Source organism: Lentzea sp. CA-135723, from assembly GCF_050936595.1.
Classification (GTDB): Bacteria; Actinomycetota; Actinomycetes; order Mycobacteriales; family Pseudonocardiaceae; genus Lentzea.
On the sequence record NZ_JBNJMK010000001.1, the window covers coordinates 5,932,664 to 5,947,518 of the forward strand.

9 protein-coding genes are annotated in these 14,855 nt (G+C 69.5%); 1 reads left to right on the plus strand and 8 read right to left on the minus strand.

Annotated elements, in window-relative coordinates:
- Positions 1-534: 534 nt before the first annotated feature.
- The 7 genes from ACQEU1_RS27360 to ACQEU1_RS27390 form a co-directional block, all read right to left on the minus strand.
- Positions 535-1,434 carry an ROK family protein gene (locus ACQEU1_RS27360; protein ID WP_433207487.1) on the minus strand — a complete coding sequence of 300 codons (900 nt, stop codon included), beginning with the start codon at positions 1,432-1,434 and terminating at the stop codon, positions 535-537.
- Between the two features lie 11 nt (positions 1,435-1,445).
- Complete coding sequence (locus ACQEU1_RS27365; RefSeq protein ID WP_433207490.1) at positions 1,446-3,614, minus strand: hypothetical protein; 2,169 nt, start codon at positions 3,612-3,614, stop codon at positions 1,446-1,448.
- Between the two features lie 54 nt (positions 3,615-3,668).
- Entirely contained in the window at positions 3,669-5,777 is a 2,109-nt protein-coding gene (locus ACQEU1_RS27370) for a hypothetical protein (protein ID WP_433207493.1), read from the minus strand.
- A gap of 4 nt (positions 5,778-5,781) precedes the next feature.
- Positions 5,782-6,549, minus strand: coding sequence for an amino acid ABC transporter ATP-binding protein (locus ACQEU1_RS27375; RefSeq protein ID WP_433207496.1), 768 nt, complete (start codon positions 6,547-6,549; stop codon positions 5,782-5,784).
- Positions 6,546-7,346, minus strand: coding sequence for an amino acid ABC transporter permease (locus ACQEU1_RS27380; RefSeq protein WP_433207499.1), 801 nt, complete (start codon positions 7,344-7,346; stop codon positions 6,546-6,548). Before ACQEU1_RS27380 ends, ACQEU1_RS27375 begins: the two co-directional genes overlap by 4 nt.
- Positions 7,347-7,424: 78 nt before the next feature.
- Positions 7,425-8,237, minus strand: coding sequence for a basic amino acid ABC transporter substrate-binding protein (locus tag ACQEU1_RS27385; protein ID WP_433207502.1), 813 nt, complete (start codon positions 8,235-8,237; stop codon positions 7,425-7,427).
- A 241-nt stretch (positions 8,238-8,478) separates the two neighbouring features.
- A complete protein-coding gene (locus tag ACQEU1_RS27390; RefSeq protein ID WP_433207505.1) occupies positions 8,479-11,133 on the minus strand; it encodes an MGH1-like glycoside hydrolase domain-containing protein in 2,655 nt (884 codons plus the stop codon).
- A gap of 147 nt (positions 11,134-11,280) precedes the next feature.
- Here ACQEU1_RS27390 and ACQEU1_RS27395 point away from each other — a divergent pair, with 147 nt between their 5' ends.
- Entirely contained in the window at positions 11,281-13,308 is a 2,028-nt protein-coding gene (locus ACQEU1_RS27395) for a hypothetical protein (protein ID WP_433207508.1), read from the plus strand.
- Here ACQEU1_RS27395 and ACQEU1_RS27400 read toward each other — a convergent pair.
- On the minus strand, positions 13,259-14,677 hold the full coding sequence (locus ACQEU1_RS27400) for a M20/M25/M40 family metallo-hydrolase (protein WP_433207511.1): 1,419 nt from the start codon (positions 14,675-14,677) through the stop codon (positions 13,259-13,261). The two genes, ACQEU1_RS27395 and ACQEU1_RS27400, sit on opposite strands and share 50 nt — an antisense overlap.
- Positions 14,678-14,855 lie beyond the last annotated feature (178 nt).

Consider the following 14,855-nt stretch of genomic DNA (forward strand, 5'->3'; position numbering starts at 1 on the left):
CTGGCCGGCCAGCCTGCCGCTCGAGCACGCCCCTGACCAGCCGACCCGCTGGTCGAGCACGCTCGCCTGAGCAGCCAGCCCGCCATCCCAGCGCGCCCGTTTGAACCGTCGGCTCGCTGCTCCAGCCCGCCGGTCTGGTCCGCTAGCCCGCGGCTCAAGCACGCCCGCCTGATCCATCGGCCGCCGCTCAAGCACGCCCGTCCGGCCAGCCAGTTCGCCGCTCAAGCACGCTGACCTGATCAGCCGGCTTGCTGCTCCAGCACACCGGCCTGACCAGCCCGCCACTCGAGCCCGCTGGTCCTGGTCTGTCAGCTGGCTGCTCCAGCACACCGGCCCGACCAGCCAGCCCGCCGCTCCAGCACACCGGCCCGACCAGCCGGCCCGCCGCTCCAGCACACCGGCTCAACCAGCCCGCCGCCCCAGCCCGCCCAGTCCGTCAGCCCGCAGCTTCCCCCGCGCGATTCCTCATGACGCAACGCGCGAACCCCGGTTTTGGTTCCCGAGTTATCCACAGGCCCTGACCTGCAGCTCAGCTCACCCCGCCGGCCGAACCAGCGCCGCCGCCCCCACCAGCCCGGCCTCCCCACCCAGCTCCGCGGCCCGCACCTCCAGCCCGTCCAGGTAGGACAACCCGGCGTGCGTCTTCAAAGTCCGCCGAACCGGCTCGAACAGCAGCTCCCCGGCCTGAGCCACCCCACCCCCGACCACGGCCAGCTCGAGATCGCACACCGCGGCAGCCCCGGCGATCGCCATCCCCACAGCCCGCCCGGCCCGCTCGAACGCCTCCAGGGGAATCTCCTCCCCGGCCAGAGCAGCGGCGGCCAGCAAAGCCGCGTCGGCGTCGTCCGGCGCCTGCCACCCGGCCCGCCGCGCCCACTCCACCATCCGCGGCCCGCCGGCCACGGTCTCCGCGCACCCGCGACCGCCGCAGCTGCACGCCAACCCGTCCGGCTCGACGACGATGTGACCGATGTGTCCCGCGTTGCCGGTCCGCCCGCCGAACGGCCGTCCGTCGAGCACCAGCCCACCGCCGACGCCGGTCGACACGACCAGCCCCACCATGTACCGCGCGCCCTGCCCTGCCCCTCGCCAGTGCTCGCCCAGCGCCATGCACACCCCGTCGCCCGCCAGTTCTACCGGCACGCCGGGGAACAGCGAGGCCACCGACGACCGCAGCGGGAACGCTTGCCACGAGGGCACGTTGATCGGCGACACGGTGCCCGCGACGGTGTCCACCGGCCCTGCCGACGCGATCCCGACGCCGGCGACCGCCGAGTCCTGCACCACGGACGACACCACCGACACGACGGCGTCCCAGGGCGAAACAGCGGGGGTCGGCACGCGCGACGAACGCACGACAGCGCCGAAGGGGTCCACCAGGGCGGCGGCGATCTTGGTGCCGCCGAAGTCCAGTGCCAGCACCAGATCAGTCACGGTGACCCAGCTTAACCAGCCACTTCGAGCCTGATGGGTGCAGTGGTCCGAACCAGGTCCCCTGCGGTCACCCGCACCACGGCGGTCCACTCGCCGGCAGGAGCCCAGGCGGGTGCCGACAACGTGAAGTCCAGCGGCAGCCTGCCCTGCGCCGGCAGCAGGCCGCCCACGCGGAACGGTCCCACCAGCTCCCAGGACGACCGCGGCGACAGCAGCCTGGCCTCGACGGGCAGGTCGCCCAGCGCACCGGAGGCCAGCACCACCCGCACCGAAGCCGTCTCCCCGGGCCGCACCGACACGACCGACGGCGAGGACGCCACCCACAACACCTCGACGGGATCGGACGAGTCCCACTCCGGCACGGTCAGCAACGCCACGTCGTAGACCTCGAACGGCAACCCCTCCAGCACCGCCCGCACCGGGTAGCACCCCGGCGTCAGCGGTCCGGCCAGCCGGACCTCGGCCGAGACGTGGCCACCCGCGGGCAACGACACCGGCAACGAGTCCCACGACGCTGACCAGCCGGCAGGCAGCACCAGCCGCACGACACCGGAGAAAGCGTCCCCGTCCGACACCGCCACGACCCGCAACCGCGCCGGTCCCAGCACCTCGACCAGCACGTTCGCGCCCAAGCCTCCCAACGGCGCCGGCTCGTGCAGCCAGTACCGACCGAACACCGGCGTCACCGCAGGCTCAACCGGTCCCAGCGGTTCCCCGGCCGCCGCCCGGCGCGCGGGCACGGCGCTCAGCACCCCGCACGAAGGCGACCGCGATCCCAGAACAGCGAACAACCGGGACGGCCCGAGGTGGTCCACCGAGTTCCAGAGCACGAAGGTGGAGGAGCCGACCATCTTCTCGCCGACCTCGCTGTGCCACACGGAAACCGGCCCGACCAGCCGAGGTGCCTCCACGGCGCGCCCGTCCACGGCCACGAGCGACGGGATCGGGTCGTAGGACAGCACGTAGTGAGTGGACGCGATCTCCGTGCCGTGGCCGCGCTTCCAGCCGTGGTCGACGGAGTCCTCGACCAACGAGAACGTCTGCCACCCGCGCGCAGGCACGTCACGCGCCAAGAACGTCACCGTCACGCCATCCACCAGCGTGGGCAGCACGACCCCGTCAACCTCCACGTGCACGTTGCGCTCGCACGGCAGATGAACGGACACGACGTCGGTGCACGCCACGGTCAACGGGTTCCACACCACAACCGACGAGTCCACAGTGGACGTCAGCGCCGCCAGAGACCGCGACACGACCTCCGACCGCAGGTCAAAGGCTTCACGAGGATGCGCCACCGCAGCACGGGCCAACGCCGAAGCAGGAAACGCCGCCCCGCTCAACCGTGCGGCGTGCGAGGCGAACACGGCAGCAGGCGAGTCATCAGCAACGCCAGCAGGCACGGGCACACCGCCGCGCACGTAGTAGTCGCGAGGCAACGAACAGACGACCCGCGGCCACGTGTAGCGCGCGCTCCAGTCGTGGTGCAGAGCAGTCACCCACGGACTGGGAGCCTCCGAAGCAGCACCGACAGGCATCATCACGTGCGGCGCCGAAGCAGCAGACCGCATCTCCAGGAATGCGGCGTACACCGACCGCGAAGCCTCACCCAACGAAGACGCTGCCAGCGAAGGCCCGTCAGGCAGAACGAACAGCACCGGCGCCACACCGACCACATTGGACTCGGACCCGACGACCTCGATCCGTCCCTCCGAGATCAGCCGCAGCCACAACGACCGGTGCTCCGGGAACGTGTCCCAGTACGGCTGCACCAACTCCACCGACGTCACCGCGAACCGGTACGCGGGATCGGTCAGCGCGAGATCCAGATGAGCCCGCAGCACCGGGAAAGCGGCGTCCCCGGCCACGTGCGCCACGAGATGCACCGTCCACCCCGGCGAGCCCACGACCAGCGAGAACGCGCACGACTCCTCGCCTGCGTCGGACCGCACGACCGCGACCGCCGGCACCACCGCGCCGGGCTGGTGCTCGGACACGTCGACCGCGACCTCGTACCCGAACGGGCCCGGCCGCAACGACCCGCCGTGCCGCGGCGAGTGCAGGCCGGGCCCCGACACGTGGGCGCGCACCGGCCCCGCCGACCCAGGCGAGGTCAGCCGCACCACCTGCAGCAGCGCGGTCCGAGGTCCGACGAACAGTTCGGTCGACTCGGCGACGATCACCGGAGAATCGCACCACTGATCACCACCGGGCGGAATTCCCCGATGGTGGCGAAACTAGCGCTTGAGCATCCGCGTGAGACCAGCCGCCACCGTCGTCGCCAGGATCCACCCGGTCACGATCAACCCGGACGCGATGTACTGCGACGCGCCCGGCGTCTGCCAGCGGTTCTTGTTGCCGAAGTCGACGATCGGCACCACCAGGTCGATCGTGTAGATCCACGCGTTCCACGGCAGGTGGTCGTCGTCGTTGATCTCGATCAACGGCCCCTTGAACTGGAACCACAGGCTGCCCACGACCCACGCCGCGATCAGCCACCCGAGAGCACGTGCCGGCCGGTACCCGTAGCCGACCATCGACCGTTGCAGGAAGCTCCACACCAGCACCAACGGCCCGAAGAACCGCATGCCCTCGGCGACCGCCTTGTACCGCAGGCGTTGCTTCTCGATCAGCACGGTCGAGGCGTGCTCCTCGTTGCCGGCCGCGGTGAGCATCTCGGCGAACTGGTCGTACGGCCGCGGGTGGTAGCTGCGCCGCATCGCCTGCCGCAGCCAGCGCAGCCGTTGCTGCACCTGGTCGTCGTCGCGCAGGTCGATCGGGTACGCGAGCGAGTCGTAGCGGAAGTCGTCGAGGTCGATGTAACCGGTGGCGTTCCAGAAGTTCTCGTTGTCGTCCAACGACGTGCAACGCGCCTGCCGCAACGTCACGAGCCCCTTCGGCGGCGACACGACGTTGAGCATCAGCTCCTGCACCTGCATGCCCATGGCGTTCAACGCGTGGCTGTCGAGCTTGTAGCCGAGCACCGCGCCGTTGAAGTTCGCCATGCGACCGATCACGGCACGACGGCAGCGCACGCCGCCATGAGCGACGAACTCCTTGTCGCCGCGCGCGCAGATGAGGTCACGGCCGATCGTCGCGCCACCGATGTCGAGCGACGGCTTCTCGCGCGGCTGGTGCCGGTACTTGCCCGGCTTGATCAACCGGCTGCCGCGCAGGTCGAGGTTCGCGCCGACGGTGATGCCGCGCAGCTCCAGCCCGCCGGACACCTCCGACTCGCGCACCACGAAGTTGCTGCCGATCTGGGAACGGTTGGCCAGCACGGCGTCCGCGGCCGGGTTGTCCACGGCGGCCCGTTCGATCGTGATGCTGCCGCGCACGTGCGTGTCGACCATGCGCAGCTGGCCCTTGATCTTCACACCGCGGCCGACGACGTCACCGCCGATCTCCGCGCCGTCGACGTGCAACGCGCGCCCCGAACCGGTCGGGTCGGTGCCGACCGAGTTGGGCGACACCGCGTCCAGCACGGCCTCCGCCAGCGACAACGTGCCGCCGATCTTGGCGTTGACCGCACGGATCGTGCCCTGGCTCGTGAACCCGCGGTCGAGCTCCAGGTCGCCGGTGACGTCCACGCGGTCGAGGACCAGCGTCGCGGACGGGTCGGCGTGCGGGTCGCTGGTCGGCTCGAAGTCCGAGCCGCGCGTGAGCGTCGCGCCGCTCAGCGACAACGTCGAGCTGATCCGCGCGTTGGACAGGAACACCACGCCGTGCGAGGTGAACGCGCCGAGCAGGTTGCCACCGACCTGCATCCCGTTGCCGTTCAACGAGAAGCCGTCGCCGTTCTCCAGCACCGCGCTGCCGAGGTTGACGTTGCCGCCGATCCGCGCGCCCGCGAGCCGCACCTCGCCCTCGGTGATGATGCCGAACCCGAGCAACGCGCCGGCGACCGTCAGCCGGTCACCGTGCAGGCAGAGCGCGCCGGGCACGCTGAACCTGGTGTCCCGCAACAACACCGAGCCCGCGATCTCCGCGTCGGTGAGGTCGGTCAGGCCGGACACGCGGCAGTCGAGCAACGAGACGTCGTTGCTGCTGCTCAGGTTCCGCGCCTCGAAGCCGGGCAGGTCGCAGTCGGTGAACGAGATGCCCGCGAGGTTCGCCTGACGCACGTCCGGCGCCGCCTCGAAGACGCACCGCTCGAACTCCAGCACGTACGGCACCTCGACCGCGCGCAGGTCGAGGACGTCGGTGACCACCCGGTCCACCACGCGGATGACGGGTGGGGTGCTCGGCTTGCGCCGAGGCAACCTCCACCCGCCACCACCTGAGTTGTCGTTCTCCCCCAACAGCCCCCGCAGCACGTCCGCCGCGGAGACCCTCCCCCTCGCCACGCGACTAGACCGGGTCGCTCGGGCCGTGGTGCGTCGGGTCCAGGACGCGCGCCAGGAACTCCTGGGTGCGCGGTTCCTGCGGGTTGCCGATCACCTCGGCCGCAGGGCCCTCCTCGACGATGTAGCCGCCGTCCATGAAGATCACCTTGTCGGCGACCTCGCGGGCGAACTGCATCTCGTGCGTGACGACCAGCATCGTCATGCCCTCGTCGGCGAGCTGGCGCATGACGCCGAGCACGTCACCGACGAGCTCGGGGTCGAGTGCCGACGTCGGCTCGTCGAACAGCATGACCTCGGGGTCCATCGACAACGCCCGCGCGATGGCGACGCGCTGCTGCTGACCGCCCGAGAGCTGCGCGGGCATCGAGTGCGCCTTCTCGCTCAGCCCCACGCGTTCGAGGTTGTGCAGCGCGACCTTCTTCGCCTCCTCCTCGGAGCGCTTGAGGACCTTGCGCTGCGCCACCGTGAGGTTCGCGAGGACGTTGAGGTGCGAGAACAGGTTGAAGCCCTGGAACACCATGCCGATCTTGGTCCGGGCCCTGTCGATGTCGACGTCCGGATCGGTCAGCTCGGTGCCGTTGACGACGATCTTGCCGCCGTTCGGCTCCTCGAGGATGTTCACGCACCGCAGCAACGTCGACTTGCCGGAACCCGACGGGCCGATGATGCAGACCACGTCACCACGGTTGACCTGCAGGTCGATGTTCTTGAGGACTTCCAGCGGGCCGAACGACTTCTTCAGCCCGGTGATCTCGACGGCGACATCGCTCATGCCGACACCTTCTTCTTACCGCTGGTGCCACGACGCTCCAGGTACCGCGAAAGATAGCCGAGCGGCAGCGTGATGATCAGGTAACACAGACCCGCGATGAGGATCGGCGTGAGGGACGGGCTGCGGCTCAGCGTCTCCCGGCCGAACTTGGTCAGCTCGTACTGCTCGCGGAACAGGCCGAGGATGTAGATCAGCGAGGAGTCCTTGGTCAGCAGGATCAGCTCGTTCGTCAGCGGCGGCAGGATGATCCGGAACGCCTGCGGGATCACGATCGTGATCATCGCGCGGCCCTGCGACATGCCGAGCGAACGGGCGGCCTCGACCTGGCCCTTCGGCACGGCCTGGATGCCGGCGCGGATCGTCTCCGCCATGTACGCGGCACCGACGCCACCGAGCGCCAGCATGACCGTGGTCAGCGGCGGGAACTGCATCTGGAACGCGATCGGCACGCCGTAGTAGATGCCGATGAACACCAGCAGCGCGGGCACGCCGCGGAAGAACTCGATGTAGACGGTCGCGATCCACCGGTACGGAGCGACCGAGGACAGCTTCATGAGCGCGAGAACGAGGCCGAGCGCGAGTCCGAACGCGAAGCCGAGCGCGGTGTAGATGATGGTGTTCTTCAACGCCACGGTGATGACGTTGGGGAACATCGAGGCGGCGATCTCGGTGTTGAAGAACGCGCCCTTGATCTGCCCCCAGTCGGCCAGGAAGGCGACCAGGGCGGCGATGACTACCAGAAGTCCGTACTGCGCGTAGCGGATGTACTCCGCGCGCTTGCGCTTGGACATGGCCATTGCGGCTCCTACCGGAGGTGGTTCGGACAAGCGGCGGGGCCGGCGCGTTCGAGCTCGCACCGGCCCCCAGAACCGCGACTACTTCGACGTCGGCTTCTTGCCGAACCACTTCTCGTAGATCGTGTCGTAGCGGCCGTCGGACTTGGCCTTCTTCAACACGTCGTTGACCTTGGTCTGCAGGGCGGTGTTGCCCTTCTTGATGCCGATGCCGTACTGCTCACCGGTCGCGAACTCCGTGGTGACCTCGGTGTCCGGGAACTCCTTGGCGTAGTCGTAGAGCACGCCGTTGTCGTTGATCACGGCGTCGACGGCGCCGGTGCGCACGGCGGTCTCCGACAGCGGGAGGTCCTCGAACTGCACGACGGTGTAGCCGTTGGCGGCCGCGTTGTCGTTCGCGTACTTCTCACCCGTGGTGTCCTGCTGGACGCCGAGCTTCTTGCCCTTGAGGTCGGCCAGGGCCTTGAGGTTCGACCCCTTCTTGACCAGCAGCGCCTGCGAGGCGTCGAAGTACGGGTCGGAGAAGTCGATCGCCTGCTTGCGCTCTTCGGTGATCGTCATGCCCGCCGCGGCCAGGTCGCACTGGTTCGCGTTGAACGACGTGCCGGACGTGATCGTCTCGAACGGCGTGTCGAAGATCTGCTGGGTGACACCCAGCTCCTTGGCGACCAGGTCGACGAGGTCGACGTCGAAGCCGACCGTCTTGTCGCCCTCGCTGAACTGGAACGGCTTGTAGGACAGGTGGGTGCAGGTGACGAGCTTGCCGCTCTGCACCAGCGAGACGCCCGAGTCGCCAGCGGGCTGGTTCACGGGAGTCGCGCAGCCTGAAGCTGCCATCACGGCCAGTCCCAAGGCCGGGATCATGGCCATCAACTGCCTGGTTCGACGAGCCACTGCGTCACTCCTCGTAACTGTCGCGGACGAGTGAACGGGATCCTGCCACTCGGGTGACGCCCTGGACAGCACGTGCGTGTTACAGGCCACTCCCTTGCAACGATCTTCTGTCAAAAGAGTGTTCTGGACGCAGAATCTTGCGTGATTTGGCTCAGATCACACAACATCTGCACGTATTGCGCACGAATGATTACTACCAGCTAGTACTTTCTTGATCAGGATTTGATCACGACAGTGCTGGTCAGCGTGTTCTGTCGACCATCAGACCCGCCACCAGTGCGGTCCAGCCGGTCTGGTGGGTCGCCCCGAGACCCTCACCCGTGTCACCGTCGAAGTACTCGCTGAAGGTGACGTGCTTGCGCCAAAGGGGTGATTCGGAGGCCTCCACCCGTTTGCCGTCCGCCGGCCTGCGCCCGTCGTGGTCGGGCAGGAACAGTCCGACGAGCCGATCCGAGAGCTCGTCCGCGACCTGGCCCGCGGTGACCCAGCGCCCGGAGCGCGTCGGCATCTCGACCTGGAACATGCCGTCGTGGAACGCGCAGACCGTGCGCAACGCCTCGACCAGCAGCGCGTTGGTCGGCAGCCAGATCGGCCCGCGCCAGTTCGAGTTGCCGCCGAACATCGGCGTGTGCGACTCGCCGGGCTCGTAGCCCATGCGGTGGTCCTGGCCGGCGACCTTGACCTCGAGGCCCTCGCGGTGGGCGGCGCTGAGCGAGCGGATCCCGTGCGGCGACAGGAACTCCTGCTCGTCCAGCATCCGGTGCAGCACGCGCTTGAGCTTGTCGTCGTCCAGCAGCGACACGAACGCGCCGCGCTCGTAGTGGAACGTGATGAACTGCCGCAGCTCGGGCCGGCGCTTCAGCAGGTGCTCGAGCCGGCTCGTGAACCCGTGCAGCTCCTCCAGCACCCACGGCTCCAGGACGGCGGACGCCAGCAGCGGGATCAGCCCGACCATCGACCGCACGCGCACCGGCTCGGACTCGACCGACCCGTCGTGGTGCCGGCGGGACACCCGGTCGTAGCAGAAGCCGTCCTCGTCGTGCCAGATCCCGCCGCCGTGTGAACCGAAGTGCGTGAACGCCCCCGCGATCGACAGGAAGTGCTCGACGAACTTCGTCGCGACGTCCTCGTAGGACTCGTCGTCGCGCGCCAGCTCCAGCGCGATCTGCATCAGGTGCAGGCTGTACGCGGCCATCCACGACGTGGCGTCCGACTGCTCCAGCCGCCATTCGCCGAGCATCGGCTCCGACCGGTTGACCGGCCCGATGTTGTCCATGCCGAGGAACCCGCCCTCGAACAGGTAGCTGCCGTCGGCGTCCTTGCGGTTGACCCACCACGAGAAGTTGAGCAGCAGCTTGTGGAAGATCTTGGCGAGGAACCCGCGGTCCCTGCTCCCGTCGGCCCGGTACACCTGCAACGCCGCCCAGGCGTGCACCGGCGGGTTGACGTCCCCGAACTCCCACTCGTAGGCCGGAATCTGCCCGTTGGGGTGCATCATCCACTCGCGGCAGAACAGCAGCAGCTGCTCCTTCGCGAACGCCGGGTCCACGAGCGTGAACGGAATCGTGTGGAACGCCAGGTCCCAGGCCGCGAACCAGGGGTACTCCCACTCGTCCGGCATGGAGATCACGTCGGCCACGTCGAGGTGCCGCCAGTGCACGTTGCGAGCCTCAGGGGTGCGGCGTGAACTGGGCGCCTCGGGCTTCGTCGGGTCGCCGTCCAGCCAGTCGCGCGTGCGGAACCGGTAGTGCTGCTTGGTCCACATGAGGCCCGCGAGCGCACGCCGCAGCACGTGCTTCTCCTCCGAGCCGGTCTGCGGCGCGATCGCGTCGTGGAACTCGTCGGCTTCGGCTTTCCGCTGCCGCATCGTCTCCTCGAAGCTCGGCCCGAACGGGTCCAGGTGCCCGTCCCCGCCGATCAGCCGCAGCCGGATCGTCACCGTCTCGCCCGGCTCCACCGGGTCGAACGAGTACCAGGCCGCGAACTTCGTGCCGGCCACCCCGGCGTCGTCGGGCCCCACGACCTGGCACGTGGACGTGCTCCCGCGCACCACGTAGTCGCAGATGCCGTCCTTCGTCCACGGCGACGGGTTCCGCTCGGCCCCGAACAACGCCATCTCGTTGGTCTCGTTGTCCGTCACCAGCATCGTCGGCGAGTCGCCCAGGTGCAGCGTGTACCGCCCCAGGTTCCCGTGGTCCGCCGTCACCTTCCTGCCGGTCGTGGTGCTGGCCACGAGCTGACACGGCCGCTGGTCGCGGCCCCAGGCCCACGTGTTGCGGAACCACAGCTGCGGCAACAGGTGCAGCGGCGCGTCCTCAGGCCCCTGGTTGGTGGCGCTGATCTCGACGCAGATGTCGTCCGTCTCGGCCTTCGCGTACGTGATCTGCACGTCGAAGAACCGGTTCTCGTCGAGCACGCCGGTGTCGCTCAGCTCGGGCTCGCGGTTCTCCCGGCCGGCGTTGCGCGCCATCTCCCGCAGCTGCCCGTACGGGAACTCCCGGTGCGGATACCGGTAGACCATCTGCATCCACGAGTGGGTGGGCGTCCCGTCGGTGATCCACCAGTGCTCCTTGACGTCCTCGCCGTGGTTGCCCTCTTCGTTGGCGAGACCGAAGTAGCGCTCCTTGAGGATCGGGTCCTTCCCGTTCCACAGGGCGAGCGCGAAGTTCATGAACCCGTGCACGTCGCAGATGCCGGCGATGCCGTCCTCACCCCAGCGGTAGGCACGGGAACGGGCGTGGTCGAACGGGAACGACGCCCAGGCGTCCCCCTCTGGCGAGTAGTCCTCCCGGACCGTGCCCCACTGGCGACCCGACAGGTACGGCCCCCACAGCCGCCACGGCGAAGTCGGTGCATCCGACTCCGCGAGACGCGCCCGTTCCGCTTGTTCGCCCATCGCCCCAGTGTGGGACACCAGCGAGGACGGCCGGTCGGGCCCACGTCTTGTCTGAGTGTTTCCTCACTAAAAGTCGACTGGAATGGGTGCCGGGTGTGACCTGTTCGGCCCATTTGGGTCGTGCCCGAACGAGCGCACGATGCACGGGTGACCGAGGACGAGGTCTTCGAGCAGGCCGTGGCGACGGCGCTGGAGCCGGGCGACCCGGAGTCGTTGCGGGCGGTGCTGCGCGGGGCCAAGCCGTGGATCGTCGCTTCTGCGCGGGTCCAGCACGACCGCTACGCGAAGCTCGCCGTCGGCACATCGGGGTTCGCGGCGAGGCGTCCGTTCCTGTGGCGCTTCCTGCTGCTCGTGGTGCTTCCGGTGACTGAGTGGGTGCTCGCGGTGCTGTTGTTCAAGTACGGCGTCAACGGCAACCCGGCGATCCCCGTCGTCGGCTACACGGCGCCCGTCGCCGGGACCGCCGCGGTGATGCTCGCGGTGTCCTACACGAACGTGATCGGAAGGACGGTCGCGTGGTGGTGGGGGCTCGCGGGGCTGGGCTTCATCAGCCTCACCGTGGTCGCCGCGAACATCGGCGTGCTGGTGACGGGCGCCTGGCCGGCGGTTTTCGCCACCGTGCCGCTCGGGTTCGGACTCCTGTGGGGCGTGGTCCGGCTGACCGAGGCCCTCACCGCGCTCCTGCCCCCGGCGATGATCGCCGGCAGGGCCGCCGCGGCGCGGAACGCGCTCGACGAGTGGAGGTCGGCGATGCTGAACGAGGGTGTGCTGCCCGCGCTGCGGGCCGAGTCGGGTGGCACCCGGATCGTGCCCGGCACCGCGCTGGCGTTCGGTGACGCGAAGAGCCTGCACCGGGGCGGGTCGCTGATCAGCCACCAGCCGGTGCCCGCGGGCAGGGAGCTGGCCGAGCTGGTCGACACGCTCGACGGCGGCAGCTTCGCGCTCGCCGGCCCGCGCGGTTCCGGCAAGACCAACCTGTTGCGGGCGTTCTGCCGAGGCGCCTACCGCAGGCAGGACCAGGCAGCCGACCTGAGCGTGCTGGTCGCGGCACCGGTCGACTACGTCCCGCGCGAGTTCGTGCTGCACCTCTACGCGCAGGCCTGCCACGCGGTGCTCGCCCACCTCCGCGAGACCGCCGGCAAGGGCGTCTGGCGCCGCTGGCGGGTCCGGCGAGGCGAACGGGGCAGGCTCGCGAGGTCGGCCCAGCGCGGTCTGCGCGACATCGCGTACGTCCAGACCCTCACCCGGGAGACCAGCGGCAAGTTCGGGTTCCGGGGTGCCGAGCTCGCCCACAAGCGCGCGACCAGCCTGGCCGGCCGCCCGCCGACGTACCCCGAGGTGGTGGACGACTTCCGCGAGTTCGTCCGCGCTGTCGCCCGCACGCTGGACCCGGTGCGGGTGGTGATCGCCATCGACGAGATCGACCGCATCGGCGCCGGCGAGCCCGCCCGCAAGTTCCTCAACGAGATCAAGGCCGTGTTCGACGTGCCAGGCTGCTACTACCTGATGTCCGTGTCCACCGAGGCCCAGCACGACTTCGAACTCGCGGGGATGGGGCTGCGCAGCGTCTTCGACAGCTCGTTCGACGAGGTCGTCCGGGTCGACTACCTGGACTTCGAGCTGGCCCGCGGCCTGATCAGCAGGTCGGTGGACGGGTTGCCGGAGGTGTTCGTGGCGCTCGCCTACGCGTTCTCCGGGGGACTCGCCCGGCAGCTCACCCGCTCGGCCCGCGCGATCGTCCGGCAGCCGCGCGGCACGTCGCTGGCCGACGTCGCGGAGAAGCTGGTCGCCGACGAGCTGGACCGCGTGTGCAAGACGACGAGCGACGCGCTGACCGCGTTGGACGACCGCGACGGCGTGACGAAACTGCTGCGCGTGCTCGCTGATCCCGGCCCTGACCTGCACGTGCTGCGCGACCGCGTGCAGGCGTCCTACGCGAAGGAGCACACCGCGATCGGCGACCTCGGGGACAGGGCGGCCGCGCGGATCGCGTTCCTCGCCGTCGTCCGCGACCACTTCACGAACGATCTGACCGAGGTCGTCCCCGCGCAGGTCGACGCACTCGCGAGAGCGCGCCGTTACGCGGGGAGCAACCCGGCGACAGGCCTTGCGCTGCTGGAGGAGTTCAGCTCTGCCTGGACTGCGCGTCCAGCACCAGTGCGACCGCCTCCGTGACCCGAGCCGCGTGCGCGAGGTGCAGCCACTCGTCCGGCACGTGGCAGTTCGAGTCCGGCCCGACCGCGCCCGTGACCAGGAACTGCGCGTCCGGGTACGCCTCGTGCAGCAGCCCCATGAACGGGATCGACCCGCCCAGCGACACCGTCCGCCACGGCGACCCGAACACCTCCTTGCCGGCGTCGTCCAGCGCCGCCGACAGCCACGGCGCCAGCTCGGGCGCGTTCCACCCGTCCGCGTACTCGACCCGGGACAGCTCGACCGTCGCGCCGTACGGCACGTCCGTCGTCAGCCGCTGCTGGAGGGCTTCCAGCGCGGCGGCCGCGTCGGCGGTCGGCGGCAGCCGGAACGACAGCACGAGGGTCGTGAACGGCCGCAGCACGTTGCCGGCGTCGTCGGGCAACGGCAGCCCCTCGGCGCCGGTCACCGACAACGTCGGCCGCCACCCGGAGTTGAGCGCCAGCTCGACCTCGTCGTCGGACATCGGCCGCAGCTCACCGACCCGCGGCACCGACCCCCACAGCGCGCCGGGCGCGGCCTCGACGGCCTCCCGCACCTCGGTCTGCCGCACGGCCGGGATCTCGACGTGCATCTCCGGCACGAGCACCTCGCCGGTGGCCGAGTCCTCCAGGCGGTCCAGCAGGATCCGCGCGATCCGGAACGACGACGGCACGATCCCGGACGCCATGCCGGAGTGCATGCCGCCCTCCAGCACTCGCACGGTGGCCGTGACCTGCACCAGCCCGCGCAGCGACGTCGTCAGCCACATCCGTTCGTAGTCGGAGCCGCCGGAGTCCAGGCACACGACGAGCGCCACCTGGCCCAGCCGGTCCGAGAGGTGCTCCAGGTACGCGGGCAGGTCGGGCGAGCCCGACTCCTCGCCGGTCTCCAGCAGCACGACGCACCGGGAGTGCGCACCGCCCGCCGTGCGCACGGCCTCGATCGCGGCGATTGCGGCATAACCGGAATAGCCGTCATCGGCCGCGCCACGTCCGTAGAGACGTCCGTCACGCAGCACGGGGGTCCACGGGCCGAGGCCTTCACCCCACCCGCCGACCGGAGGCTGCTTGTCCAGGTGTCCGTAAAGCAACACCGTGTCGTCGGAGGAGTTACCGGACGCGGGCACGTCGACGAGCAGGAGCGGCGTGCGTCCCGCCAGTTGGACGACGTCGAGCTGCACGCCGGGGATCGAACGTGACTCGATCCAGAGGCGCACGTGCTCGATCGCGGCCGCCAACTCTCCGTGTTCCTCCCAGGCGGGATCGAACGCGGGGGAGATCGCCGGCACGGCGACGAGCTGAGACAGGCTCGGGACGATGTCGTCGTCCCAGAGCGTCCTGACGGTGCTGGTCACAACTGAGCGGTCCACCTCTCGATCCTGTCACGACTCCGCCTCCGCCCGCGTCCGTAGCCTCTTCCCTGAGACCTCGAACGAAGTTAACGATCGGTAACCGGGACAGCGTCGTCCGATAATCGGACGGCCTAGTCGGAGGACAAAAGGTCGAACTTCCGACTGTTGTCGCTGATCAGAACGTTGACTCGTGTGT

Excerpts from the sequence above, each read along its gene's own strand:
- ACQEU1_RS27375 (WP_433207496.1), bottom strand. The coding sequence starts at position 6,549 with ATGAGCGATGTCGCCGTCGAGATCACCGGGCTGAAGAAGTCGTTCGGC.
- ACQEU1_RS27390 (WP_433207505.1), bottom strand. The coding sequence starts at position 11,133 with ATGGGCGAACAAGCGGAACGGGCGCGTCTCGCGGAGTCGGATGCACCG.
- ACQEU1_RS27380 (WP_433207499.1), bottom strand. The coding sequence starts at position 7,346 with ATGGCCATGTCCAAGCGCAAGCGCGCGGAGTACATCCGCTACGCGCAG.